At 45.0% G+C, this 25,079-nt stretch carries 25 protein-coding genes and 1 pseudogene; 12 read left to right on the forward strand and 14 right to left on the reverse strand.

Annotated elements, in window-relative coordinates; all coding sequences use genetic code 11:
• Nucleotides 1-58: 58 nt before the first annotated feature.
• Nucleotides 59-1,414 (forward strand): sodium-dependent transporter, encoded by a 1,356-nt coding sequence (locus tag V756_RS0100090; RefSeq protein ID WP_024712841.1) that lies wholly within the window; start codon nucleotides 59-61, stop codon nucleotides 1,412-1,414.
• Nucleotides 1,415-1,448: 34 nt separating this feature from the next.
• Here V756_RS0100090 and pdxR read toward each other — a convergent pair.
• Nucleotides 1,449-2,854, reverse strand: a pseudogene (gene pdxR, locus V756_RS01000000121605) (MocR-like pyridoxine biosynthesis transcription factor PdxR).
• Between the two features lie 107 nt (nucleotides 2,855-2,961).
• Here pdxR and V756_RS0100100 point away from each other — a divergent pair.
• On the forward strand, nucleotides 2,962-3,390 hold the full coding sequence (locus V756_RS0100100; RefSeq protein WP_024712842.1) for a GNAT family N-acetyltransferase: 429 nt from the start codon (nucleotides 2,962-2,964) through the stop codon (nucleotides 3,388-3,390).
• Nucleotides 3,391-3,420: 30 nt separating this feature from the next.
• On the opposite strand, the gene V756_RS0100105 is transcribed toward V756_RS0100100, so the two are convergent.
• From V756_RS0100105 to sigM, 3 genes are read right to left on the reverse strand one after another with little or no spacing between them, the layout of a single operon-like run.
• Entirely contained in the window at nucleotides 3,421-3,711 is a 291-nt protein-coding gene (locus V756_RS0100105; RefSeq protein WP_003224169.1) for an anti-sigma-M factor, read from the reverse strand.
• Entirely contained in the window at nucleotides 3,699-4,775 is a 1,077-nt protein-coding gene (locus V756_RS0100110; protein WP_081719731.1) for an anti-sigma factor, read from the reverse strand. The genes V756_RS0100105 and V756_RS0100110 overlap by 13 nt, the downstream gene beginning before the upstream one ends.
• Complete coding sequence (sigM, locus tag V756_RS0100115) at nucleotides 4,765-5,256, reverse strand: RNA polymerase sigma factor SigM (RefSeq protein ID WP_024712844.1); 492 nt, start codon at nucleotides 5,254-5,256, stop codon at nucleotides 4,765-4,767. The genes V756_RS0100110 and sigM overlap by 11 nt, the downstream gene beginning before the upstream one ends.
• A 196-nt stretch (nucleotides 5,257-5,452) precedes the next feature.
• On the opposite strand from sigM, the gene V756_RS0100120 reads away from it, so the two are divergent.
• Nucleotides 5,453-6,448 carry an aldo/keto reductase gene (locus V756_RS0100120; RefSeq protein WP_024712845.1) on the forward strand — a complete coding sequence of 332 codons (996 nt, stop codon included), beginning with the start codon at nucleotides 5,453-5,455 and terminating at the stop codon, nucleotides 6,446-6,448.
• Between the two features lie 133 nt (nucleotides 6,449-6,581).
• Complete coding sequence (locus tag V756_RS0100125) at nucleotides 6,582-7,181, forward strand: 1-acyl-sn-glycerol-3-phosphate acyltransferase (RefSeq protein WP_024712846.1); 600 nt, start codon at nucleotides 6,582-6,584, stop codon at nucleotides 7,179-7,181.
• Nucleotides 7,182-7,247: 66 nt separating this feature from the next.
• Here V756_RS0100125 and V756_RS0100130 read toward each other — a convergent pair whose 3' ends face one another.
• Nucleotides 7,248-8,582, reverse strand: a complete 1,335-nt coding sequence (locus V756_RS0100130) for a hemolysin family protein (RefSeq protein WP_024712847.1) — start codon at nucleotides 8,580-8,582, stop codon at nucleotides 7,248-7,250.
• A gap of 60 nt (nucleotides 8,583-8,642) precedes the next feature.
• On the reverse strand, nucleotides 8,643-9,074 hold the full coding sequence (cueR, locus tag V756_RS01000000121610; RefSeq protein ID WP_032681536.1) for a Cu(I)-responsive transcriptional regulator: 432 nt from the start codon (nucleotides 9,072-9,074) through the stop codon (nucleotides 8,643-8,645).
• Between the two features lie 153 nt (nucleotides 9,075-9,227).
• Between cueR and V756_RS0100140 the strand changes: the two genes are divergently transcribed.
• Both V756_RS0100140 and V756_RS0100145 read left to right on the forward strand, forming a co-directional pair.
• A complete protein-coding gene (locus V756_RS0100140) occupies nucleotides 9,228-10,409 on the forward strand; it encodes a pyridoxal phosphate-dependent aminotransferase (protein ID WP_024712849.1) in 1,182 nt (393 codons plus the stop codon).
• A gap of 291 nt (nucleotides 10,410-10,700) precedes the next feature.
• Nucleotides 10,701-12,083: a hemolysin family protein gene (locus V756_RS0100145; protein ID WP_024712850.1), complete on the forward strand. Its 1,383-nt coding sequence runs from the start codon at nucleotides 10,701-10,703 to the stop codon at nucleotides 12,081-12,083.
• 13 nt (nucleotides 12,084-12,096) lie between these two features.
• Here the strand turns inward: V756_RS0100145 and crcB are convergent, their stop codons facing one another.
• The 3 genes from crcB to V756_RS0100160 are packed head-to-tail and all read right to left on the reverse strand — an operon-like array spanning nucleotide 12,097 to nucleotide 13,563.
• The gene (gene crcB / locus V756_RS0100150; protein WP_024712851.1) at nucleotides 12,097-12,453 is read right to left on the reverse strand and encodes a fluoride efflux transporter CrcB; all 357 of its coding nucleotides are present in this window, start codon (nucleotides 12,451-12,453) and stop codon (nucleotides 12,097-12,099) included.
• Nucleotides 12,453-12,845 (reverse strand): fluoride efflux transporter FluC, encoded by a 393-nt coding sequence (locus V756_RS0100155; protein ID WP_024712852.1) that lies wholly within the window; start codon nucleotides 12,843-12,845, stop codon nucleotides 12,453-12,455. The genes crcB and V756_RS0100155 overlap by 1 nt, the downstream gene beginning before the upstream one ends.
• Nucleotides 12,832-13,563 (reverse strand): glycerophosphodiester phosphodiesterase, encoded by a 732-nt coding sequence (locus V756_RS0100160; protein WP_024712853.1) that lies wholly within the window; start codon nucleotides 13,561-13,563, stop codon nucleotides 12,832-12,834. Before V756_RS0100160 ends, V756_RS0100155 begins: the two co-directional genes overlap by 14 nt.
• A gap of 232 nt (nucleotides 13,564-13,795) precedes the next feature.
• Here V756_RS0100160 and V756_RS01000000121615 point away from each other — a divergent pair, with 232 nt between their 5' ends.
• From V756_RS01000000121615 to srtN, 3 genes are all read left to right on the forward strand, one after another.
• Nucleotides 13,796-13,903 (forward strand): YhdX family protein, encoded by a 108-nt coding sequence (locus V756_RS01000000121615; protein WP_003224203.1) that lies wholly within the window; start codon nucleotides 13,796-13,798, stop codon nucleotides 13,901-13,903.
• A gap of 145 nt (nucleotides 13,904-14,048) precedes the next feature.
• Nucleotides 14,049-15,164 carry a small-conductance mechanosensitive channel protein MscY gene (gene mscY / locus V756_RS0100170; protein ID WP_024712854.1) on the forward strand — a complete coding sequence of 372 codons (1,116 nt, stop codon included), beginning with the start codon at nucleotides 14,049-14,051 and terminating at the stop codon, nucleotides 15,162-15,164.
• Between the two features lie 73 nt (nucleotides 15,165-15,237).
• Nucleotides 15,238-15,981: a sirtuin NAD-dependent deacetylase gene (gene srtN / locus V756_RS0100175; protein ID WP_024712855.1), complete on the forward strand. Its 744-nt coding sequence runs from the start codon at nucleotides 15,238-15,240 to the stop codon at nucleotides 15,979-15,981.
• Between the two features lie 25 nt (nucleotides 15,982-16,006).
• On the opposite strand, the gene V756_RS0100180 is transcribed toward srtN, so the two are convergent.
• Nucleotides 16,007-16,855: a polysaccharide deacetylase family protein gene (locus V756_RS0100180; RefSeq protein ID WP_024712856.1), complete on the reverse strand. Its 849-nt coding sequence runs from the start codon at nucleotides 16,853-16,855 to the stop codon at nucleotides 16,007-16,009.
• Nucleotides 16,856-17,105: 250 nt separating this feature from the next.
• Between V756_RS0100180 and dat the strand changes: the two genes are divergently transcribed.
• A complete protein-coding gene (gene dat / locus V756_RS0100185) occupies nucleotides 17,106-17,954 on the forward strand; it encodes a D-amino-acid transaminase (protein WP_024712857.1) in 849 nt (282 codons plus the stop codon).
• A 39-nt stretch (nucleotides 17,955-17,993) separates the two neighbouring features.
• Here dat and nhaC read toward each other — a convergent pair whose 3' ends face one another.
• Together nhaC and V756_RS0100195 are read right to left on the reverse strand one after the other, a co-directional pair.
• Nucleotides 17,994-19,355 carry a Na+/H+ antiporter NhaC gene (gene nhaC, locus V756_RS0100190; RefSeq protein ID WP_024712858.1) on the reverse strand — a complete coding sequence of 454 codons (1,362 nt, stop codon included), beginning with the start codon at nucleotides 19,353-19,355 and terminating at the stop codon, nucleotides 17,994-17,996.
• Nucleotides 19,356-19,480: 125 nt separating this feature from the next.
• Nucleotides 19,481-19,981 (reverse strand): universal stress protein, encoded by a 501-nt coding sequence (locus V756_RS0100195; RefSeq protein WP_024712859.1) that lies wholly within the window; start codon nucleotides 19,979-19,981, stop codon nucleotides 19,481-19,483.
• Nucleotides 19,982-20,424: 443 nt separating this feature from the next.
• Here V756_RS0100195 and bmrC point away from each other — a divergent pair, with 443 nt between their 5' ends.
• Together bmrC and bmrD are read left to right on the forward strand one after the other, a co-directional pair.
• Complete coding sequence (bmrC, locus tag V756_RS0100205) at nucleotides 20,425-22,182, forward strand: multidrug ABC transporter ATP-binding protein BmrC (RefSeq protein ID WP_024712860.1); 1,758 nt, start codon at nucleotides 20,425-20,427, stop codon at nucleotides 22,180-22,182.
• Nucleotides 22,179-24,200 carry a multidrug resistance ABC transporter ATP-binding protein/permease BmrD gene (bmrD, locus tag V756_RS0100210; protein WP_024712861.1) on the forward strand — a complete coding sequence of 674 codons (2,022 nt, stop codon included), beginning with the start codon at nucleotides 22,179-22,181 and terminating at the stop codon, nucleotides 24,198-24,200. The genes bmrC and bmrD overlap by 4 nt, the downstream gene beginning before the upstream one ends.
• A 48-nt stretch (nucleotides 24,201-24,248) precedes the next feature.
• Here bmrD and V756_RS0100215 read toward each other — a convergent pair whose 3' ends face one another.
• Nucleotides 24,249-24,869 carry an NAD(P)-dependent oxidoreductase gene (locus tag V756_RS0100215; RefSeq protein ID WP_024712862.1) on the reverse strand — a complete coding sequence of 207 codons (621 nt, stop codon included), beginning with the start codon at nucleotides 24,867-24,869 and terminating at the stop codon, nucleotides 24,249-24,251.
• 38 nt (nucleotides 24,870-24,907) lie between these two features.
• Complete coding sequence (locus tag V756_RS1000000123150; protein WP_081719732.1) at nucleotides 24,908-25,033, reverse strand: hypothetical protein; 126 nt, start codon at nucleotides 25,031-25,033, stop codon at nucleotides 24,908-24,910.
• Between the last annotated feature and the right edge of the window lie 46 nt (nucleotides 25,034-25,079).

The raw sequence follows: 25,079 nt of genomic DNA on the forward strand, positions 1-25,079 counted from the left end.
ATATAGAAATGAAGACAAAAATAAGAGATAATATAGGCTGGAAAGGAAGTGACGTTTATTGTCTGAACAAAAACCAGTCCAATGGGCTTCGAAAATCGGTTTCGTCATGGCAGCCGCCGGCTCGGCCATCGGCTTGGGCGCGATTTGGAAGTTCCCTTATGTAGCGGGGACCAATGGAGGAGGCGCCTTTTTTCTTATCTTTGTGTTATTTACCATCCTTTTAGGCTATCCGCTTTTAGTGGGGGAATTCATTTTTGGAAGACGGAACCAGACGAATGCCATTGATGCATATAAAAAAGAAGCGCCGCGATCCGCTTGGTTTCTTACAGGTTGGGTCGGCGTAGCCGCGTGTTTCTTAGTCCTGTCGTTTTACAGTGTAATTGGAGGGTGGATTTTGCTGTATATCGTGAAAACAGCGTCAGGTTCACTGTCGGGGCTTACCCAGACGCAATATGGCGCTCTTTTTGCTTCTATTATTCAAAATCCGGTCCAAACACTGGCGGCTCAGTTTGTTTTTATGGTGCTGACTGTATTAGTAGTTGCCAGAGGGGTTCAAAAAGGGATTGAACGGGTAAGCGCGGTAATGATGCCGATTTTGTTTTTATTGTTTATTCTGCTCGTTCTTCGGTCCCTCACGCTTCCTGGGGCAATGGAAGGCATGAAATTTTTGCTTGTGCCTCATTTCGAAGATCTGACTCCGGAATCGATATTATTCGCGCTGGGACAAGCGTTCTTTACGTTAACACTCGGGGTTTCGGTAATGGTGACTTACAGCTCCTATCTGCCAAAAACACAAAACGTTCCGCGCTCGGCAGCTTCTATTGTCGCGATGAATATTATTGTGACACTCTTGGCGGGTTTGGCCATTTTTCCGGCGGTTTTTTCATTCGGCTTTCAGCCAAATGAAGGTCCGACACTGCTGTTTACGGTGCTTCCGGCCGTTTTTGAACAGCTTCCGTTCGGCACGTTGTTTTTTATCGGCTTTCTCATTGCGTTTTTATTTGCGGCCCTAACTTCAGCGTTTTCGATGGTTGAAATTATTGTCGCCACAATCGGAAAAGGAAACGAAAGGAAGAGAAAAAAACTGTCATGGACGAGCGGGCTTTTGATCTTTTTGGTCGGAATCCCATGCTGCTTGTCTTATGGTGTATTGAGTGATGTGCACATATTCGGAAAAACGTTTTTTGATATGGCTGATTTTACCGTCAGCAATGTTTTGATGCCATTAGGCGCTCTTTTAATTTCTCTATTTATTCCGCTCAAAATTCCGAAACATGAGCTCTTGGCAGAAATGAGAAACGGATCGAATGCAGGTAAAGCATTCTTTTATACATGGTTTTATCTGCTTCGTTTTATCGTGCCGCTGGCCATTATTATCGTTTTCTTAAATTTAATCGGAATTTTATCATTTTAAAAAACATGCTCCGTTCCCGGGGCCTGTTTTTTATTTAATAAGATGTTATCAACGGCACCCATGCCGTTTTCAGTTTTTGGATGCCGAGCCTGATATCCTCTTCTGACAAACCGCCATAACCGATTAAGACAGAAGCAAAAGGCGTCTGTTCTTTATATGAGGGAGACACGGGATAGATGATTACATCGTGATCTGCGGCTGCTTGTATTGCTTCTTCCTCACTTGCTGGAAACAAAAGGCGCAGCAGGATGTGAAGCCTCGAATTCTTACCGAGAATCTCAACGGTGTTTCCTAGTTCAGAGCGGATGGCTTCTAACAGGATAGCGTGTTTTTTTCGGTATAAGCTTCTCATTCTATTTATGTGTTTTTGCCACTCTCCGGTTTTGATGAAGTCTGCCAGTGCGAATTGCAAGTGGGCAGAGACGGTTTGCTTCATTAACTGATTGTTGTTTTTGATCGATTTCATGAGTTCAGGGGGCACAATCATGAAGCTAAGCCGCAAGGAAGGCAGAAGTGACTTTGAGAAAGTACCAAGATATATGACTCTGCCATTTGGATCAAGGCCTTGTAAAGACGGAATAGGATGGCCGCTGTAGCGAAATTCCCCATCATAATCATCCTCTATAATGAATTTGATTCTGCTGCCCATGCAAGCAGCTCCTGTCTGCGGGTTATCGTCATGATGGTCCCAAGCGGAAACTGATGTGAAGGAGTGGTATACATAAGATACGGATTCTGGCGGTAGAGCTCATCCGGCAGGACGCCTTCTGCATCAGTACAAATCGGAATGACATTCATGCGATGTGCTTCAAACATCCTTCTTGAACGGTGAAAGCCCGGTTCTTCAAACCCGATTTTTGTACCTGGTTTTAGCATAAGGCAAAGAATTTGCAGGAGCACGGTGGTTCCTGCGCCAATGATAATCTGGCCGGGCTCGCAATTTACTCCCCGAGACAGCCTGACGAACTGGGCAATCATGTGCCTGAGTTCGTATTCTCCTTGAGGGTCGCCAGAGGTGTGAAACGAATCGGAATAGCGATCCAGACTTTTTACTATGCTTTTTCTCCATGCGTTAAAGGGAAAGAGGGCGGGATAAACATTGCCTTGATGAAAGTCAATAGCAGGTGCGTTCTTTTTAGGTGGGTCAGGCTGTACAGACTGCTGAATATGGTCAGGAGCTGACGGAAAGTCTGGTTCTACTTCCGCCGCGAACCAGCCGATTTTCGGCTTGCTTTTGACATAGCCTTCGGCAGTTAATTGCTCGTAAGCTCGTTCTATTGTTGCCGTGCTGACATCGAGCAAGCTGGAGAGCCTGCGTTTTGAAGGAAGTTTTGTTCCCTTTGTGATTCTCGCATGTGAAATCTCTTGTTTGAAAAAGCTATAGAGCTGCTCATACAGCGGTGTTTTGCTCTTTTTATCAAGAAACGGCGTGACATCCATCTCGTGTCTCCTTTTTATCTGGCAGGGTCATTTTTTCTGATATTGGCTTTGGTAAATGCCATTTATTAGCTATGATCATTGTAACGAAAGGAAAGGGGATTGAGAAGATGATTCATATCAAACAATTAACCACGAAAGAAGAATGGGCTGAATCGTATCCGGTCATGGGTGAATTGAGAACAGAGCTAGATATCGAGACATATCTGCAAAGGCTTGAAGCCTGTGTGCAGAAAGAATCGTATATGTTGTTTGCCTTATATGAAGATACAGCAATCAGAGCGCTGTGCGGCGCTCAGCCGAGGGTTTCCATTCATAAAGGAGAGCACTTGTGGGTTGCGGATCTAGTGACAACGGCACCTAGCCGATCAAAGGGATACGGCAAAATGCTTTTGGATTATGCCGCAGAATGGGCGAGAAAAGCCGGACTTGGTTTTGTCAGTCTTTCATCTGGCCTTCAGCGTAAAGACGCACATCGATTTTATACAGAAAAAATGGGTTTTGCTATAGAAAGCTATTTGTTCCGAAAACCGGTGTAATGAAAAAAGACGCCTTTTCAGGCGTCTTTTTTAAAAGCCAAACTGTAAATTGGTATCAACAGATACAATGGTATACACACAAATAATCACAAAGAGATTCAGTATGACGCCAAGCAGGCCGGGACCTGTGCGTCCTCTCTTGATGAAGAGTTCAATAACGCCAAACGGAACAGCAGCCATGGCGAACGGAAGCATTTGATAGGAATAAAATGTGACGTTGCTGATAATCGCCAAATTCAGCAAGAGCAGGGACAGAACCGCTGTCCCGACAGAGATCCAGCCGAATACATTGTGTTCTTTAAAAATTCTTACCAGTTCCATAATTCCACCTCGCCGACACTTGCTGATTTTACAGATTTGTTTTTCAGCATGCGCTGGATTTCCTTGGTTGGTCCTGTAACGACCGAACCATATACATTAACACCGTTTTTCTCTACATAATCCAATCGCTTATCAACATGCAGGTCTTTTCGTTTTGAAATGACCTGCGCCCATTTTTCGTGCTTGGATATGAATGTCAAGGCGTTGATAAACTGATCGCCATTTGACTTGCCTTTTGAATTAAGCGCAGCCAAGAATTTTGAATCCTTGCCAGGGTAGCCAAGTGGTTCTGTGTAGGCTGGCTCATTTGTGTTTTTCTCTGTTTCGATTGCATTCCACAAAAAGCTGACATCATAGCCTTTAAACTTGTTATACACTTCTTTCGTCGGGTATGCGCGGTCATATGAAAGGTAAACCTCGGATACCGTTCCTTCAGGCAATGACTTTAATGTTTTTTCTGCTTTTGCGGTTGTCTGTTCTGATGCATTTGATGGGTGTATAAAGTAATGTCCGGTTTTATGTGCTTCTAAGTCATAGTAGTTAACGGATGGCGCTTTTACTTTGTTATAAAACATTTCAACCCGTTCATTCCCTACGGCAGCCGTCTTCGTGCCGATCTGCTTTTGCAGCGGGAATTCCGTATTCATACCAAACAGCTTCACTTGGCTTTTCAGTTCGGATGTATTAACAAGAACATTCGGCATGGTCAGGGCTACAGTGACTGCGGCGGTTTCCATAAATTCATTGCCGGTGCTGTGTTTTCCTCCCATTCCGTAATAGAGGTAGCTTCCCAGCGTGCAAAACGGCAAAATCATTAATGTCGAAATGACGGCAAGCACCGAAATTCGCAAATAAGACTTACGTTTGCCGTAAGCTAAAATCGCTTTTTGTTTTTCAGGACTGATGCCGACATCCCAATCGTGATCGTCCTCCAGCTCACTGTCAATCAGTTCCTGATACACTTCAAGCTTTTCAAGTTCTTCCTCAAATGCAGTCATTTCCTGGTCGCTCATTTCTCCGTTTTTATATTGATCAAAACGCTTTTTAAATTCTTCATTCATCATTAACACCTCTATTATAAAGTGCTTTCAGCCGCTGTCTGGCACGAAATAAAACACTTTTAAAATTAGCCTCTGAAATATTCATAATATGGGATGCTTCTTTGTAATTTAGCTCTTTTAAATAATATAGCGTTAAGGCCTCCCGATAATTATCAGGGAGCTCGGACATATAACCAGTCAGCACTTCCTTTATCTCTACCTGATGGGCAGGGCTTTGAACAGCATTCTGAAAGAGGCTTCCGATTATGTCATCGGAAATCGTTACTTCTTTCTTATGCTTTCTGACGTAATCAATGAAGGCGTTTCGCGCCACTTGAAAAAGCCAGGGCTTTACTTTGCTGTGATCATAGGAGTGAATGTGTATGTATGCCCGCATAAAGGTTTCCTGCAGCAAGTCTTCGGCAAGATGCTTGTCTTTTGTCATGGAGAGCAGGAACCTGTAAACATCATTCATGTACAATTGGTAAATTTCATCGATCGTCACTGCCTTTTCTCCCCTCTATGTTATACACGCATAAGAAAGGTTTAAAGTTGCACATTACGTACAAACGGCTTTTTTATACCTAATCAAACACCATTTCTATATAGTACCCAAAAATAGCCTTAAAAGATAGTGTTGAGAAATGTTTAACATTTTTCTCAACTGGGAAAAGATAGTGAAAAAGTGAAGGAGTGGCACAATGGAATATACCAGTATTGCAGATACGGGAATCAAAGCCTCCAGAATAGGCCTCGGCACATGGGCGATTGGCGGAAGCATGTGGGGCGGCACTGACGAAAAAACATCCATCAAAACAATCCGCGCCGCTCTTGATCAAGGGATCACACTGATTGACACCGCGCCGGCTTACGGCTTCGGACAGTCCGAAGAAATCGTCGGGAAGGCGATCAAGGAGCACGGCAACAGAGATCGGGTGATTCTCGCAACGAAAACGGCCCTTGACTGGAAGAACAACCAGCTTTTCCGCCATGCGAACAGAGCGAGGATCATAGAGGAAGTTGAGGATTCGTTGAAAAGGCTTCAAACGGATTATATTGATCTTTATCAGGTGCATTGGCCCGACCCGCTTGTGCCAATTGAAGAAACAGCTGAAGTTATGAAGGAATTATATGACGCCGGAAAAATCCGGGCGATTGGCGTCAGCAATTTTTCAGTTGAGCAAATGGATACATTTCGAGCGGCAGCACCGCTTCATACGATTCAGCCTCCATATAATCTGTTTGAAAGAGAAATCGAAGAGAATGTTCTTCCGTATGCGAAAGATAAACAGATCACAACTTTATTATACGGCAGTTTATGCAGAGGACTGTTAACAGGTAAAATGACCGAAACTTATACTTTTGAGGGCGATGACCTGAGAAATCACGATCCGAAATTTCAGAAGCCCCGCTTTAAAGAGTACCTTTCTGCTGTCAATCAATTGGATGAGCTGGCGAAGACGCGATATGGAAAATCAGTGATTCACTTGGCCGTCAGATGGATTTTAGATCAGCCGGGAGCGGATATTGCTCTTTGGGGGGCAAGAAAGCCTGAGCAGGTTGAGGCTGTATCTGAGATAACAGGCTGGACGCTGAGCAGCGAAGATCAAAGAGACATCAACAACATCTTGGAACATACGATATCAGACCCGGTCGGGCCGGAGTTTATGGCACCGCCGACCAGAGAGGAAATATAACAAAGCTGAGGACGAATCCTCAGCTTTTTGGCGTTTTAACTGGAGAATTCTTAAAAATTAGTACCAGGTAATAAAAAATATTGTTATAATAGATAACAGAAAGAATCATTGATTACGACAAAGGAAGTGCGATATGTATAAGTTTTGTGCAAATGCTTTAAAAGTTCTTCTTTCTCTTCGCGGAGGAGTGAAGGTGTATAACAAAGAAAACCTTCCGGCCGATTCAGGTTTTGTCATCGCGTGTACACACTCCGGCTGGGTTGATGTGATCACACTCGGAGTCGGGATTCTTCCTTATCAAATACACTACATGGCGAAAAAAGAGCTTTTTCAAAATAAATGGATCGGTTCGTTTCTGAAGAAAATTCATGCCTTTCCGGTTGATCGGGAAAATCCCGGGCCAAGCAGTATTAAAACACCGATTAAGCTGCTGAAAGAAGGCGAGATCGTCGGTATCTTCCCAAGCGGAACAAGAACCTCTGAGGACGTGCCTTTGAAAAGAGGCGCGGTAACGATTGCGCAAATGGGGAAAGCGCCGCTCGTTCCTGCTGCATATCAGGGCCCTTCAAGCGGAAAGGAATTGTTCAAAAAAGGAAAAATGAGGCTGATTATCGGTGAGCCGCTTCACCAGGCTGATTTTGCCCACCTGCCGTCTAAGGAAAGACTTGCAGCCATGACAGAGGCTTTGAATGAGCGGATTAAAGAATTAGAGGATAAACTAGAACAGCTATAAGGCACGTACTGTACAAAGTTTCCTTCAAAGAAAATAAAAAAGCACCTTGTAAAAGGTGCTTTTTTATTATGCTTCCTGCTGTTCAGCAGCTTCCAGAAGTTCTTCTTCTTGAAGTTTTTTCACTTCAATATAAGCGACATGGTGGCCGTCGATTTCGTTAATGATGAATTCGCAGCCTTCTTCGATGATAGAATCGTTTTTTTCCACATCGTATTTTTGGGTAAGGAACCAGCCGCCGATTGTATCGACTTCTTCGTTCTCTAAGTGAATGCCGAGCAGGTCGTTGACTTGGTCGATTAACACTTTTCCGTCAAGAATATAATGGCCTTCAGCGATTTTGCGGATTTCGTTAATTTCATCAATGTCAAACTCATCGCGAATTTCGCCAACGATCTCTTCAATAATGTCTTCAACCGTCACAAGCCCGGCAGTACCGCCGTATTCATCAGACAGGATGGCCATGTGGACCCTGTCTTTTTGCATTTTGACAAGAAGATCTTGGATCGGCGCAGATTCAATGACATGAATGATCGGGTTGACGAATTGTGAAATCGTGGAATCAACTGATACCTCGCCGCTGATGCAGGCGGTCAGCACTTCTTTAATATTAATAACCCCGATAATATTATCCTTATCGCCCTCTTCCACAGGGTAGCGGGTATATTTTTCAATCTGAATGATCTCCATCATTTCAGAAATTTTGATATCATGCGGAAGGCTGACAATTTCGGTCCGCGGAATCATAATTTCTTTCGCGAGCCTGTCGTCAAATTCAAAGATTTTATTCACATATTTAAACTCTGACTGGTTAATTTCACCGCTTTTATAGCTTTCAGAAAGAATGATTCGCAGCTCTTCTTCAGAGTGAGCGAGTTCGTTTTCTGAAACGCTCTCCAGGCCAAATGCTTTTGTCAATAACCGTGCGGAATTGTTCAAAAGCCAGATGAACGGGAACATGATGCGGTAAAACCAAATCAGCGGTTTCGCAAACAGCATAGACACGGATTCCGCCTTTTGGATAGCGAATGTCTTAGGTGCAAGTTCTCCGACAACGACGTGCAGGAACGTGATAATAGCATACGCAAAAATAAACGATATCACATGTGAAATGGAACCTGGAACGTTCAATTGTACGAAAAGCGGGTGAAGCAGCCTTTCAATCGTTGATTCACCTAAAACCCCTAATCCGATGGAAGTCAATGTAATTCCGAGCTGGCACGCAGATAAATATTCATCAAGATGCGTGGTCACTTTTTTTACGGCTATTGCTGCTTTATTTCCTTCCGCAATCAGCTGATCGATCCGTGAGCCTCTGATTCTGATAATGGCAAACTCAGATGCTACGAAAAATGCCGTCAGGGCGATTAAAACAGCGACTAAAATCAAATTCACTATGTCCAATTAGAACCTTCACTCTAGCAATGAGAATGAAGGTAACACCTCCTGTTAAATAAAATAGTTTTAACTTAACAGCAGCATAAATGATTGGAGCACGGCGAGCTTTTCAGGTGTGAGCTTGCTTTTCAGCTTGTCACGATCCTCGGGCTCAAGCCGTTCAAACCGATGCAAGATTCCGGAGATGTTTTGATTCATATGGTCAATTTCTAATGCCAGATTTCCAATTTCATCATGATTTTCAGCTGAAGAGGGAAACTGGTTCTCCAGTCGATCTTTAATATCGGACAGGGCCAATCGCTGCTTCTTGCAATCTACAATAAATATAAGCCGTTTGAGTGCATATTTGTCGTAGTAACGGTAATTCGAACAGGATCTGGCCGGCGTAAGCAGACCGAGATTCGTATAATAGTCAACTGTCCGTTTCGTTACTCCGGCAAGTGCCGCTAGTTCACTGATGCGATAAGTCTCAGCCCCATCTAAATCCCTCCCAACCATCACGTTATAGTTATGAGAATAGTTTAATATATGAACGGTGTCTTGCACAAGTTTATTGTTTTTTATACGAAAATTGGAAGGTGTGGAATTCGCAAACTGATTCAAGTAACATAGAAAGAAAGAATTTTCAAATTTTATATGCGGAAGGGACAGATGACATTGGCAGGATTAGCGCGGGAAATTGAAGAAAACTTACATAAAGGATCATGGATCCGCAAGCTGTTTGATGAAGGCGCAAGGCTAAAGAAAGAGTTCGGAGATGACCAGGTGTTTGATTTTTCACTAGGCAACCCGATTGTGGAACCGCCTGAAGCTTTTAAGAGAGCGTTAATAGAGGAAGCTGAAAAAGGTCATCACGGATACATACAAAACCAAGGACTTCCTGCAGCGAGAGAAAAAGTCGCGCAATTTCTGGCGACCCGTTTTGAAGCGGAGTTCTCGGCGGAACGCATCGTCATGACAGTGGGTGCTGGCGGTGCCTTGAATGTCGCGTTAAAAAGTATCATAAACCCGGGTGAAGAGGTTATCATTCTCGCACCTTATTTTGCCGAGTATAAATTGTATATTGAGAACTACGGGGGCAAGGCTGTCAGCTGCCCGTTGACGTCCCGGTTCGAGATTGATATTGAAGCGGTAAGGCAATCGATCACTCCAAACACGAAAGGGCTGATCCTCAATACACCTCATAACCCGACAGGCACTGTTCTCAGCCAGAAAAATATCGATGATTTAGGGGCTTTATTAAAAGAAGTAGAAGAGAAGAGCGGTCAGACGATTTATGTGCTGTTTGATGAACCGTACAGTCAATTAATCTATGATGAGGAATTGGCAAATCCGTTTCAATCATATCATCGGGTGATTTTGGCGAGTTCATTCAGTAAGGATCTCGGGATAGCCGGGGAGCGGATCGGGTATATCGGGTTGGACGGCAAGATGCCGGATGCCGGCCTTTTAATCAACGCTTTTGTGTATTGTAATCGAACGCTTGGATTTGTGAATGCGCCTGTCATGATGCAGCGGGCTGTGGCAAGAATGAATGATTTAAGAGTAGACGCAAGCGCTTATAAAGAGCGCAGGAATTTAATGGTCGGCATTTTAAAGGAAGCCGGTTTTGAATTTGAAATGCCGAAGGGGGGCTTCTTCGTTTTTCCGAAATCGCCAATAGAAGATGAAGTCGCTTTTTGCGTGCACGCCGCCCAAAAATACAAATTATTAATCGTGCCGAGCAGCGGTTTTGGAATGAAGGGGCATTTCCGTTTATCCTTCAGTGTGCCGATCGAGCAGATTAAAAATTCAAGGGATATTTTCGTATCCTTATATAAAGATTTTGCTTAGGAAAGCAAAGAAAAAGAAAACGGCTAGAATGCTGTTTTCTTTTTTTATATTCACCTCTCCTTTTCCAATCCATTCGCTCCGTGATAAAAGTCTAAAAATTAAAAATCAAAAATCAATTTTTGGAATGAGTTGTGTTACAATAAAATATACAATTTATAATCGAACTTTGACTTGGAGGTGGTATGATGGGGCCCTCAGCTTAGGCAACAATACACCGCGTACCTCAATGTTAAGGAAAAATGATGATATCAGGAGGTGACTCCTTATCCTTTGATGAGGGGATAAGGTTAAATGGACGATATTGACAGTCTGATTTTAATTGGCGTGCTCATTGCTTTAACCGCTTTTTTCGTTGCAAGCGAGTTTGCAATTGTTAGAGTAAGGAGATCGAGAATTGATCAGCTTATAACAGAAGGAAACAAACGGGCGATACTCGCAAAGCGTGTCATTACAGATTTGGATGAATATTTATCTGCATCCCAGCTGGGCATTACATTGACATCAATCGGGCTTGGCGTGCTGGGGGAACCGGCATTTGAACGGCTGCTGCATCCTTTGTTTGAACTGCTCGGCCTGCCGGAATCGGTTTCTCATGCGGTCTCTTTTGCGGTCGCGTACGGCTTGATCACGTTCCTGCACGTTGTTGTAGGCGAGCTGGCCCCGAAAACGGTCGCGATTCAAAAGGCAGAACAGCTGACCTTGCTAATAGCTGGTCCTTTGCGTTTATTCTATTTGCTCCTGTTTCCATTTATTTGGATCCTCAATGGATCGGCGCGGCTTTTATGCGGCATGTTCGGTTTGAAGCCTGCGTCAGAACATGGCGGGTCCCATTCTGAGGAAGAACTCAGAATGCTGATGTCTGAGAGTTTAAAAAACGGAGAGATTAATCCGTCTGAATATAAATATGTGAATAAGATTTTTGAATTTGATAATCGAATCGCCAAAGAAATTATGATACCGCGGAAGGAAATGGCCGCTGTGTCAACAGAGATGACGATGGCGGAGATGCTTGAAGTCATGCTGAAGGAAAAATACACGCGCTGGCCTGTCACAGACGGGGACAAAGACAGTGTCATCGGTCTGGTCAATACGAAGCATCTGTTTTCAGATTTGCTGTTTATGACAGAAGAGGAACGAATGAAGATGACGATCCACCCGTATGTCCGGCCGGTAATCGAAGTGATGGAAACCATCCCGGTCCATGATTTGCTGATCAAAATGCAGCGCGAACGCATTCATATGGCCATATTGTCTGATGAATACGGAGGAACCTCTGGACTTGTGACGACAGAGGATATTCTTGAGGAAATTGTCGGCGAGATCAGAGATGAATTTGATGAAGATGAACAGCCGTTGATCCAAAAGCTTGGCGACCGCCATTATGTGATGGATGGAAAGGTTCGGATCGATCAGGTCAACAGCCTTCTCGGCGCGTCGATTCAAGAAGACGTCGACACGATCGGCGGGCTGATATTGAAAGAAAACATCGATATTGAAGCTGGTGAATCGATTCGCATCGGTTCATATGCGATAACGGTACTGAAGATGGATGGCCGACTAATCAAGCAAATCGATATAAAAGAAGACGGCAGTACAGCAGGAATTACGGCGCACCACACGCTGCCGATGCCCGAGCCTGTCATGCTGAACAGCGCAACCTTGAGCGAGAAATAAGCTCAAGGTTTTTTTACGTTGCGATTGTCCAGCCGCACCAAAACGCCAAAAGCGACCCGCAAAGCGTCAGGGCGATGTAAAGGATGCATTTCATTACGTGTTTGTCCAGCAGGAGCTGAACACTTTCAACGCTGAAGGTGGAAAAGGTCGTAAAGGCGCCGAAAAATCCCGTGCTGATGATGAGGGAGGCCGAAGCATTTGTAACGTGCAGCCCTGTAAATATCCCGAGTCCGAGAGCTCCGAGTATATTGACTGTTAATATCCCAATGGGCAGGCTGAGGCCTTTGGCTTTGGCTGTTATGACATTGCCAAGCCAGAAGCGCAGCATCGCGCCAAGTCCGCCTGCTATGAAGATACACGCTAGTGTCATCATTCAGGCTGCTCCTTTCTTCGCTGGATGCCTGCTATGCGCTGTCCCGCTAAAACGCCAATCAGCGCAAGACCGATTCCTGATATCAATGAGACTGTCATATATAAAACAGCCAGTGAGGATTGTGCTTGCATAAGCATCATTGTTTCTTTTGAAAATGTGGACATTGTTGTAAAGCCGCCGCAAAAGCCGGTGCCTAAAAAAGCTGAAAGCAGAGGCTTTTTTGCCCTGATCATAAAAAATCCGGTCAGAATCCCTAATAGAAGGCTGCCTGCCGCGTTTTCCAGCCAGGTTGCTGCCGGAAACTGATCGGTGTGTATCCATATGTTTAATCCGTATCGGAGACAGGCGCCAAGCGCGCCTCCGAAAAAAACCGCGCTATATCCTTTCATGTTTGCCATCCTTTATGATGAAATCCGGGTAGTCTGTTACGATGCCGTCCACGCCCATAGCTTGTAATTTTGCTGCTGTCTTTTGATTCTTGACAGTCCATGCCAAAACTTTTAAGCCGTTTTTATGGGCGGCTGCGATCATCGGCCGGTTGAGCCGAGTGTATTTGATATTGACATAGTTTGCGATAGATTGACAGGCTTTCAGCTGATTTCTGGACAGCATGCCAAAATTGGGCCTTGTAATGACGGCTGTCGGAATCGATGGATAAAGCTCGTGAAACCTCTGGACGGAGCGAAACTGAAAGGATTGGACAATATTGTTGATAGAAAAAGAAAATTTCCCTAACAGCTGTCCCACTTCTTCTTCAATTCCGACTTGAGATGGATGGCCTTTTAATTCAATTAAAAAACCGATTTTTTTGTGGTATCGCTTAAGCACCGCTTCCAAGGTTGGAATACACTCTCCCTGAAAAGCGGGGCCGTACCAGCTTCCGGCATCAAGTTTCTGTAATTCCTCCAATGTAAAATCCTTAACAAAGCCCGATCCGTTTGTTGTTCGGTCAACCCTGTCATCGTGTATCACAACAATCTTTCTGTCTTTTGTAAGCTGGACATCCAGTTCGATCATATCTGCATTCATTTTCGCCGCCATTTCAAAAGCGGCCAGCGTATTTTCCGGAGCGTAGCCGGATGCTCCGCGATGGGCAATGATGTACAAGCTCAGTCAGCTCCTCGTATGGGCATTTCTGTTATTGTATCAAATCCATATATGCGCCGCGATACAAACAGGTGAATTTTTTCTGCCACATGGAATCGTACGGACTGGGGAATGCGTATAACTAAAAAAAGACACTCAGCGCACCAGAACATATTTCGTCAAGAAATTAGGTCTTTCGACATGTTCACAAAACATTCTGTTCCTTTATAATAGCAAAAAAGGAGGCGAGATCATGGGTAAAGGGAGAATCAGAGTGGAGGAAAGAATTAAAGCCGAAACGGATGCTGAAATGCAAAAAGCAACTCTCCTTGATCAGACACAAACGAAAAAAAGTAAGTGACTGTCCCTATTGAATCTGGCTGAATAAATGAATTGAAAAATGGCCCCGGCGAAACGCCGGGGTTTTGTGCTGCCAAAAGACATTTAGAAGAGCACCTGAACGAATCTTTTAGTATTACATTCGATTAGATAGAAGGGAGACTGTCATGCTAGATTATCTGCAGCAATATTTCACGCTTGATAAAATTATACAAATCGGCATCAGCTTGGCGATTTTGCTGGTGTTTCTTATACTTAGAAAACTGTTTACAAGATATTTCTTTCAGTTGCTTTTTAATTTGACAAACCGGCCGAAAACAGAAATTTTCAAACAGGTGGTTTTAGCGTTTGACAAGCCGGCCAGATGGTTTTTTGTTGCCTTGGGACTGTTTTTAGCAATCCGGTATTCACCGTTTTTAGACGCGCAAATGCCTCTCATCAGCAAAATATACCGCTCGCTGATTGTAGCGCTTTTGTGCTGGGGACTCTGTAATTTGACCGCAACGTCTTCGTTTATTTTCCATAAGGTGAATCAGCGCTTTGAGCTGGACATGGATGATATTCTGGCGCCGTTTTTATCCAAATTGCTCCGTTTTGTGATCATTGCGCTCAGTGTCAGTGTGATCGCTCAGGAATTCAATTATGATGTCAACGGATTTGTAGCGGGTCTTGGCCTTGGCGGACTGGCTTTTGCGCTTGCAGCGAAGGATACCATCAGCAACTTCTTCGGCGGTATCATTATTATTACTGAAAAGCCGTTTACCATCGGCGATTGGGTGGAGACGTCGGCGGTAACCGGCTCAGTCGAGGATATTACCTTCAGAAGCACGAGATTCAGGACAGCGCAGGGGGCGCTTGTAACGGTGCCGAACTCTACGCTGTCGATGGAAGCGATCACGAACTGGACAAGAATGACCAAACGCCAGATTACGTTTTCCATTCATGTGTCCTACGCTACGCCAATTGAGAACCTTGAACGATCCATTCATTCTCTCAGAACCATGCTCTTGGAGCATGAGGGCGTTGATAATGAAACGATCATGGTCAACTTTGATACGTTTGCCGACAGCTATTACAATTTATTTTTCAACTTCTATACAAAAACAACAGTTTGGGCTGAAAATCTCAATATTAGAGAGGACATCAACTATAAAATCATTGACATTCTCGGTGCAGAAGGTGTCCAGTTTGCATATCCCGGCCAAATGGTTGTTGTAAAGCAAAAGCACGAAAACGACCCATTTCAAGTCAATCTCAATAAAGAGGAAAAGGAGCGGGTTTGAGAGGGAAGGACTATCGTCTAACAGAGGCGGAGTCTTTTTCGTGGTAAAATAAGAGAAAAAAGGCGGTGTTGAGTTGGAATCATTCAGCGATATTCTAAATGAAGCGCAGCGAATTGTCGTGCTAACTGGAGCGGGAATGAGCACAGAATCAGGCATTCCGGACTTTCGTTCAGCCGGAGGTATTTGGACGGAGGATGCCTCAAGAATGGAAGCGATGAGCCTTGATTATTTTTTAAGCCATCCGCGTCTGTTCTGGCCCAAATTTAAAGAATTGTTCCAAATGAAAATGAGCGGCAGCTTTGAACCGAATGAAGGACACTTGCTTTTAGCTGAGCTGGAGAAACAGGGAAAGCAGGTCGATATTTTCACGCAAAACATTGACGGTCTTCATAAAAAAGCCGGGAGCAGACATGTGTACGAACTGCACGGCTCTATCCAAACAGCAGCTTGTCCGGCGTGCGGCGCCCGATATGACCTCCCGCATTTGCTGGAGCGGGAGGTGCCGGAGTGTACGGCGTCCGGAAAAAATGGTGACCGTTGCGGGACGGTATTAAAAACCGATGTTGTTCTCTTTGGCGATGCCGTCTTACACTTTGACACCCTTTATGAAAAGCTGGATCAAGCTGATCTTTTATTGGTTATCGGCACGTCTCTGGAAGTGGCTCCCGCCAGATTTGTGCCTGAGGATGCAAGCCGCATTCCCGGCATGAAGAAAGTCATCATTAACCTTGAGCCGACGTATTGCGACTGCTTGTTTGATCTGGTTATCCATCAAAAAATTGGGGAGTTTGCCCGGAGCTTAGGAATAAAAAAGTGAGGCCGCACGTAAGCGCCTCACTTTTTTATTCATGAACAGGAACCATTGTGTCCTCTAACACTCCGAAGGAATAGCCCTTTTCTTTTAGTTTATTGATTAATGCGGGCAGCGCGTTTACGGTAGCGGGTAGATCATGCATGAGAATCACATACGGCCGGTTTGAATGGCTGTGTTCCATATTTTCGAGCTGCTGTAATACTGCCGTCACATATTTTGAATTCCGGTATTTCCAGTCCATGCTGTCAATCGTCCAATCCCAGTATACAAAACCGTCTTTTTCAAGATTGCGGATTTGTGAGGGGGTCAATGACGGCTTGCTCCCGTATGGCGTTCTGACAAGATCTGTTTTATATCCTGTAATGTCTTGCAGCGTGTCACGCGCCTCCTGCATTTCTTTTAACGGGGACGTCGGTGTTTGATAGAACAATTTGTTATTGTGAGTGACGCCGTGTAAGCCGAGAGCGTGGCCTTCCTTTTCTGCCCTTTTCAAAGCTTGCTTGAATTCGTTCATCCGCGGTGACAGCATGAAGAATGTCGCTTTTACATCAGCGCGTTTCAGTACGTCGAGCAGGCGGTTTGTGTAGGCTGACGGGCCGTCATCGAAGGTTAAGTAAACCGTCTTATCTCCCATGTTCCGTTCTGTCTGCAGATGTTTCATCAGCAGATCGGGGGAGTCGTTTTTCAGCTTAAGGCTTTCCTTCTCGTCTCGAAGCTGCCCGTTTGTTGTGATCGTGACTTCTTTTGCTTTCGATGAGCTGTTGGAATAACCTAAAATCACCATAAGCAAAAGCAGCACACATAAAACTGCTAAACTTGCAAATTTAAAAGCAAGCGAAACTGCAGAAGGAGACGCGTCTCCTCTCGTTTGTCGCATAACAATCTCTCCATTGGCATAAAATCTCTACATATCGCTGTACAGCAGGCAGTTTATGAAGATGCCATATGTTTACAACATATGTATTACCAGTCAAGTATACAGGAATAAAACTGGAAAGAACATAAAAAACTTGTCGAAATATCAGATTTTAAGGAAAAAATAATCTCCTTCCGGTCCGATATGGTAGAATAAGTGACAATGACAGCCAGAAAAACATCAGGGACATCTCGAAAAAGGGAGTGTTTTTATGAAGGTTTTAGTCAACGGCCAGCTGATCGAACGCAGCGAAGCGTCGATCGATTTGGAGGATCGCGGATATCAGTTTGGTGACGGTATCTATGAGGTTATCAGAGTGTACAAAGGGGTATTGTTCGGTTTGCGCGAGCATGCGGAGCGTTTTTTCAGAAGTGCGGCTGAAATCGGAATGTCACTGCCCTTTAGTATAGAAGACCTTGAATGGGACCTCCAAAAGCTTGTACAGGAGAATGCGGTCGGTGAGGGAGCGGTGTACATTCAGACAACACGGGGTGTGGCGCCGCGAAAACACCAGTATGAAGCCGGGCTTGAGCCGCAGACTACTGCTTATACGTTTGCTGTGAAAAAGCCGGAGCAGGAGCAGGCATTCGGCGTGGCGGCTATTACAGATGAAGACCTTCGCTGGCTGAGATGCGACATCAAAAGTCTGAATTTACTGTATAATGTCATGACGAAGCAAAAAGCCTCTGAAGCGGGAGCGTTTGAGGCTATCTTGTTAAGAGAAGGCATTGTGACGGAAGGTACATCCTCTAACGTTTATGCTGTTATCAACGGAACGGTGCGAACACATCCGGCTAATCGGCTCATTCTCAATGGAATTACACGAATGAATATTTTAGGACTGATTGAAAGGAATGGGATCAAGCTTGAAGAGAAGCCTGTCAGTGAGGAAGAACTGAGACAGGCGGAAGAGATCTTTATTTCGTCAACGACGGCAGAAATTATTCCTGTCGTGACCCTTGATGGAGAATCGGTCGGAAGCGGTAAACCCGGGCCGGTGACAAAACAGCTTCAGGCAGCTTTTCAAGAAAGCATTCAGCAGGCAGCAAGCATCTCATAATAAAGCATAAAAAAGAGTCCGCTTGCAAGCGGACTCTTTTTATTTTTTAACAAATCCAATTAAAATGGAGATCATCGGTGATATATAGAGGAAAAAAGTAAACGGGATATAGTCAATGACGGGAACCCCGAGAGCGCTCGCCATAAAAGCGCCGCTGACGCCCCAAGGGATCAACGGATTAATTAATGTCCCGCCGTCCTCTAATGATCTGGTCAGAAATTTCCGCTGGATATTTTGCTTGTCGTATAAGGATTTAAATGATTGTCCCGGTATTAATATCGATAAATACTGTTCACCGGTTGCCAGATTGACACCGATGCTTGAGCCGACAGTTGCCGCAATAAGGCGGCCTTTTGAGCGGATGCCCTTCATGACGCCTTCCAATAGGGCAGAAATCAATCCGATTTTCTCCATTAATCCGCCGAGTGCAAAAGCAATCATAATGAGAGAGACTGAGCCCATCATAGATTGCAGTCCGCCTCTGTTGATAATTTTAGCGGCGGCCTCATTATCTGTTTCGAACGATGTGCCATTTTGTAAAGCGGTCATAAACGCCTGAAGGCTGCTGTCGGGTACAAATATAGCAGTCAATATTCCCGCGGAAATAATTCCGACAGTCAGAACGGGGATCACAGACACCCGCTTAATCGCAAGCAAAACGACTAAAAGCGGGGAAAGAAGGGCCCACGGTGTCACGTTTGCCGCATCCTTGATTCCGGTTATGACACGGTGAATATCATCGGTTGAAGCAGCCTCTGCTGACACGGATAAACCGAGAAAGTAAAACAGAACGACGGTGATGAGCAAGGCCGGAATAGTCGTGCCCATCATATGGCGAATGTGTTCAAAGATCGGTATTTCACCTATGCCTGCGGCAAAATTGGTTGTGTCCGACATCGGCGATATTTTATCGCCGAAACAAGCGCCGCATATGACTGCGCCTGCCGTCCATTCAAGCGGAACGCCGGCCGCGCTTGCCACGCCGATCAGCGCTACCCCGATCGTGCTTACAGTTGTCAGGCTTGAGCCGACAAGTGTGCTGATGATCATGCATGAAAACAGAGCTGTCAACAGAAGATGGCTTGGCTCAATAAAGGACAGGGCGTAAACGGTCACGGACGGTATTGCGCCGCTGTACATCCAAGCTCCGATTAAGATCCCGATCAGGGCCAGAACAATAATCGGCTGTACGCCGTTTTTGAACCCCTCTACAATCCCTGTTTCTAGGCTCTTCCAGGAAAAACCGAACCATAAACCAGCTGCTGAAAGCATGACAACACATAGAAACAGCGGGATATGCGGTTCTGTATGAAGAAAGAATAAGCAAGAAATAATGATGCCTAACATGAATATAAATAAACTGACGGCTAACGGAAACGTCAGCTTTTTTTGAGAATCCAAAATAACACCCCATATGTATCTTTAACGCTTTTGTGCTTTTGGGCACGAAAGCATTATAACAGAAAAAAATGAAAATCTATGTTTTTTCACAATTATGAATATAAAAAAGTGAGCACAGAGCATGCTCACTTCACGATCAGAACGGGTATATCCGATTTTGCTGAAAGCTTTTCGCTTACACTTCCGAATAATAGCTTTTTCAGCTTGTTTTGGTCTCTGCTTCCGGTTACGATCATATCGGCAGACATGCGGTTTGCATGCTCGATAATGGATTCAGCCGGATCGCCTTCTAATATATCGATATCTCCATCTGCCTGCTGATTATTCAGCATCATTCTGGCTTCGGCGATGACTTCTTCTGTACGGTCTTCATAGATCATGGGCTCTGGCGGTGCAACGTCTGAAATAAGCGGCTCAGGAACACTTGCCATGCCTCCGCCAATATAGCTTGCCCCGGATGCGGGCCTCGGCGGGTCGATGACGGTCTGATTGTCCTTCATATCATGTGAATGGGCGACGGTAATGGCGGCATTTACGGTTTTAGCAAGATCGATGGCTGTCTGCAGCGCTTTCTTACTATTTTCACTTCCGTCAAACGCAACGATGATACGGTCAGCATGAAACATCATTCTCACCCTTTCAAAAACGTCTTACAGCACAATACCCGGATTCGAGAACTATTAACCTTTTCCTATTCAAGTAGTGATTGACAAAAAAAGGTTTTGTTTATATGATGGAAAAAAGATGAAAACGGAATGGAAGGAGGGTTTGCTATGCCAAAGAATTTGTGTCTTTACAAAACAGTTTCATATTGGCGCGGCAAACCCTGTGTCCTGATTGATTGAATGGTTTTTTAGGCCTGGCCGCGCGCTGAAAAGCGCTGTGCATTTATATTGGTTAAAAAAGGCATGGAGCTGACGCTTCATGCCTTTTTTATATACAAATCTTACGGAAAGACAGGTGTATGGGATGTGAAGACAAATCCAGAGACGAGGACAGCTCATAGCAAACTGAGTGAAAAAAGCTGCAAGGAGAAAATAGAAGGCGGCTGATGAGGAGGCGGAGATAAATGTTTTCAGTATTGAAAAAGCTAGGCTGGTTTTTTAAAGCCTACTGGCTGCGCTATACGATTGCGATTGTGCTTTTATTAGGGGTTAATGTCATTGAAATGTTTCCGCCTAAGCTTTTGGGGAACGCCATAGATGATATGAAATCAGGGGCGTTTACTGCGGAAGGGATGCTGTTTTATATCGGTATCTTTTTTGTGCTGACGGCCGCTGTGTATATCATGTCTTATTTTTGGATGCATCAGCTGTTCGGAGGAGCGAATCTGATGGAGAAAATTCTCCGTACGAAGCTGATGGGACATCTGCTGACTATGTCGCCGCCGTTTTATGAAAAAAACCGGACAGGTGATTTAATGGCGCGGGGGACGAATGATCTTCAGGCTGTCAGTTTAACGACGGGGTTTGGCATCTTAACATTAGTCGACTCTACGATGTTTATGTTGACGATCTTTTTGACAATGGGATCTTTGATCAGCTGGAAGCTGACCTTTGCCGCCATTATTCCGCTTCCTATTATGGCGATTGCCATCAGTCTATACGGAAGTAAAATTCATGAGCGGTTTACGGAAGCCCAAAATGCATTCGGGGCGCTGAATGACAAGGTGCTTGAATCCGTTTCAGGCGTGCGGGTGATTCGCGCGTATGTACAGGAAACAAATGATGTCCGCCGGTTTCATGAAATGACCGCCGATGTGTATCAGAAAAATATGAAAGTGGCTTTTATTGATTCCCTGTTTGAGCCGACGGTAAAGCTGCTCGTCGGCGCCAGCTATCTGATCGGGCTCGGCTACGGAGCGTTTCTTGTGTTCCGGAACGAGCTGACGCTTGGCGAGCTTGTTTCCTTTAATGTTTATCTCGGCATGATGATTTGGCCGATGTTTGCAATCGGTGAACTCATCAATGTGATGCAGCGAGGCAATGCGTCACTAGACAGGGTAAATGAAACCCTTTCTTATGAGCCGGACGTAACCGATCCAAAGCAGCCCGCTGCATTGAAAGAGCCTGGAGATATCATATTCAGCCATGTCGGCTTTACATATCCCAGCTCAGCAAGCGCCAATATTCAGGATGTTTCATTTACAGTGCGAAAAGGGCAGACTGTCGGGATCGCCGGTAAAACCGGAAGTGGAAAAACGACGATTATTAAGCAGCTTTTGCGCCAGTATCCTGCCGGTGAAGGAAGCATCACATTCTCAGACGTGCCGATTGAGCAGATCCCTCTTGACCGGCTCCGCGGGTGGATCGGATATGTGCCGCAGGATCATTTGCTGTTTTCGCGGACAGTAAAAGAAAATATTTTATATGGAAAACAGGATGCAAGTGATGAAGAGGTTCGGCAAGCCATCGCCGAAGCACACTTCGAAAAGGATTTACACATGCTTCCGTCCGGCCTTGAGACAATGGTCGGCGAAAAAGGCGTGGCGCTGTCAGGCGGGCAGAAACAAAGAATTTCGATTGCCAGAGCCCTCATGGCGAATCCGGAGATTTTGATCCTGGATGATTCGCTTTCCGCTGTAGATGCCAAAACAGAGGCGGCCATTATCAGGAACATCAGAGAAAACCGAAAAGGGAAAACGACATTTATTTTGACGCACCGTCTATCCGCGGTAGAGCATGCTGACCTGATTCTAGTGATGGATGGCGGCGTTATTGCTGAGAGAGGCACGCATCAAGAACTGCTGGCCAATAATGGATGGTATCGGGAACAATATGAAAGACAGCAGCTGTTCACTGCGAATGAAGGGGGAGCAGGGGCGTGAAAACAGGAAAAACGCTATGGAGATACGCACTCCTTTATCGAAAAATGCTGATCACAGCCGTCCTATTGCTTACGGTTGCCGTCGGAGCAGAACTGACTGGACCGTTTATCGGCAAAAAAATGATTGATGACCATATCCTCGGCATTGAGAAAGCATGGTATGAAGCTGCGGGAAAAGATAAAAACGCCGTTCAGTTTCACGGCGCCTCATATGTGAGAGAGGACCGTATGCAGGGGCCTGTTTCAAAAGAAAAAGAAGCGCATATTTATCAAGTGGGAACGGCATTCTATTTTGTTGATCAGGCTGTCAGCTTTGACGGGAACAGAACGGTTTCTGACGGAAAGCTGACGATCACAAACGGAGACAAGAGCCGGACATATGCTGCCGAAAAGCTGACAAAGCAGGAGCTTTTCGGGTTCTATCAGCCGGAAATAAAGGGAATGGTGTTTCTAATTTGCCTGTATGGGGGGCTGCTTGTCTTTTCTGTATTCTTTCAATACGGACAGCATTATTTGCTGCAGATGAGCGCTAATCGGATTGTTCAAAAGATGAGAGAGGACGTGTTTTCTCACATTCAGAAAATGCCGATCCGCTATTTTGACAATCTTCCGGCCGGAAAAGTGGTTGCGAGGATTACCAACGATACGGAGGCCATCAGGGATTTATATGTCACAGTGCTGTCGACCTTTGTGACAAGCGGAATCTATATGCTCGGGATATTCACAGCATTGTTTTTGCTGGATGTTAAGCTCGCGTTTGTGTGTCTGGCAATCGTGCCGATGATCTGGCTGTGGTCAGTCATATACCGAAAATACGCGTCATATTACAATCGGAAAATCCGCTCGATCAACAGTGACATTAACGCAAAAATGAATGAGTCCATTCAAGGCATGCCGATTATTCAGGCTTTCCGTCATCAAAAAGAAACGATGAGGGAATTTGAAGAATTAAACGAATCTCATTTTTATTTTCAAAACAGGATGCTGAATTTAAACTCGTTAATGTCCCATAACCTTGTTAATGTCATCCGCAACCTTGCGTTTGTCAGTCTGATCTGGCATTTTGGCGGTGCAAGCCTGAATGCGGCCGGGATTGTTTCTATCGGTGTGCTTTATGCGTTTGTCGATTATTTAAACCGGTTATTTCAGCCGATTACAGGCATCGTCAATCAGTTTTCAAAACTGGAGCTTGCACGGGTTTCTGCCGGACGTGTTTTTGAATTGCTTGACGAAAAAAATACAGAAGAAGCGGGTGAACCGGCGAAGGAGCGAGCGCTGGGGAGGGTGGAATTTCGCGATGTGTCATTTGCATATCAAGATGGTGAAGAGGTATTAAAACATATTTCCTTTACCGCGCAAAAAGGCGAAACTGTAGCGCTCGTCGGTCATACCGGATCAGGAAAAAGCTCAATTTTGAATCTCCTGTTTCGTTTTTATGACGCGCAAAAAGGGGATGTGCTGATCGACGGGAAAAGCATTTACAACATGTCAAGACAGGAGCTTAGATCCCATATGGGCATTGTGCTTCAGGACCCGTACTTATTCTCGGGCACAATCGGATCTAACGTAAGTCTGGATGACGAAAGAATGACCGAAGAAGATATGAAAAAAGCACTGCGTCAAGTCGGTGCCGAGCCGCTTCTGAAAAAGCTTCCGAAAGGCATCAATGAACCAGTGATTGAAAAAGGCAACACGCTGTCCTCTGGAGAGCGGCAGTTAATTTCTTTCGCAAGAGCTTTGGCGTTTGATCCCGCCATTTTGATTTTAGATGAAGCAACGGCGCATATTGATACTGAGACAGAGGCTGTGATCCAGAAGGCGCTTGATGTTGTTAAACAAGGGCGTACTACCTTCGTCATCGCCCACCGGCTTTCAACAATCAGAAACGCGGATCAGATTTTGGTCCTTGATAAAGGAGAAATTGTTGAGAGAGGGAACCATGAGGAATTGATGGCCGTTAAAGGCCAATATTATCAAATGTATAAGCTGCAAAAGGGCCAGAAACATTCCATTGCATAACGCTCAAAAACCCAAAACAATCGTGTTTTGGGTTTTTAGTTTATGTAGTTAATAAGCCAGTCCGACTCGGTATCCGATATACTCTCCTGTAATAAGCTCACGATAGAGAAAATCAGCAGTATCACCGACCGTAATGCTTTTACCGCCTTCTGGCAAAACGTCACGCTCAGCCCGATATACGCCGGCTGCTGTTCCGTCCGGAAGGTAAGTGGGGCAGATGATTGTCCAGTCTAGAGAGGAATCTTTTAGCATTTCGTATACTTTTGCGTGCTCTTTGGCTGCGCGGGTCTGCCTTCGTTTTGATTCATTTGTTTCAAACCGGAATTTTCCCGGTTCATATCGTGAATCAAGAATGCCTGCGGTGCCGATTGTAATCAGCCGTTTGATATGCTGTTTTCGCATAATGCCGATAATGTGTGTCATAGCTGCTGAAAGGGTATCATCACCATCTGTGCCAAGACAGCTGATCACGATTTCCGCATCCTTCATCACTTTTTTCACATCTTCCCGGCTGCGCGCGTTTCCCATGACGATTCGGTCTTTTGGAAGGGGAAGCTCTGTATGTTGCGATCTGACCAGAGCGTAAACGTCAAATTGTCCATCTGCGGCAGCTTGTTTGATAAAGGCTTGTCCGACACGGCCGCTGGCTCCAAATAAAGCGATTTTCATCAAAATACCTCCTCGCCCTTCATTATAAGAGGATGCTCTCAGTTTGAACAGCGCAGGAAAGAATACCTGTACAAGCAAACAGAATGATGGGAAACATATTCATGAATCATGGATATACTTACAAACTGAACCAGCTCCCAATTCAAAAAAGTGATGAATGCCATCCGTATTCCCTCCCTTTTTCCTAGGATATGTGGAACGGGAAAAAGG

The sequence above is a fragment of the Bacillus tequilensis KCTC 13622 genome (assembly GCF_000507145.1).
GTDB lineage: Bacteria > Bacillota > Bacilli > Bacillales > Bacillaceae > Bacillus > Bacillus tequilensis.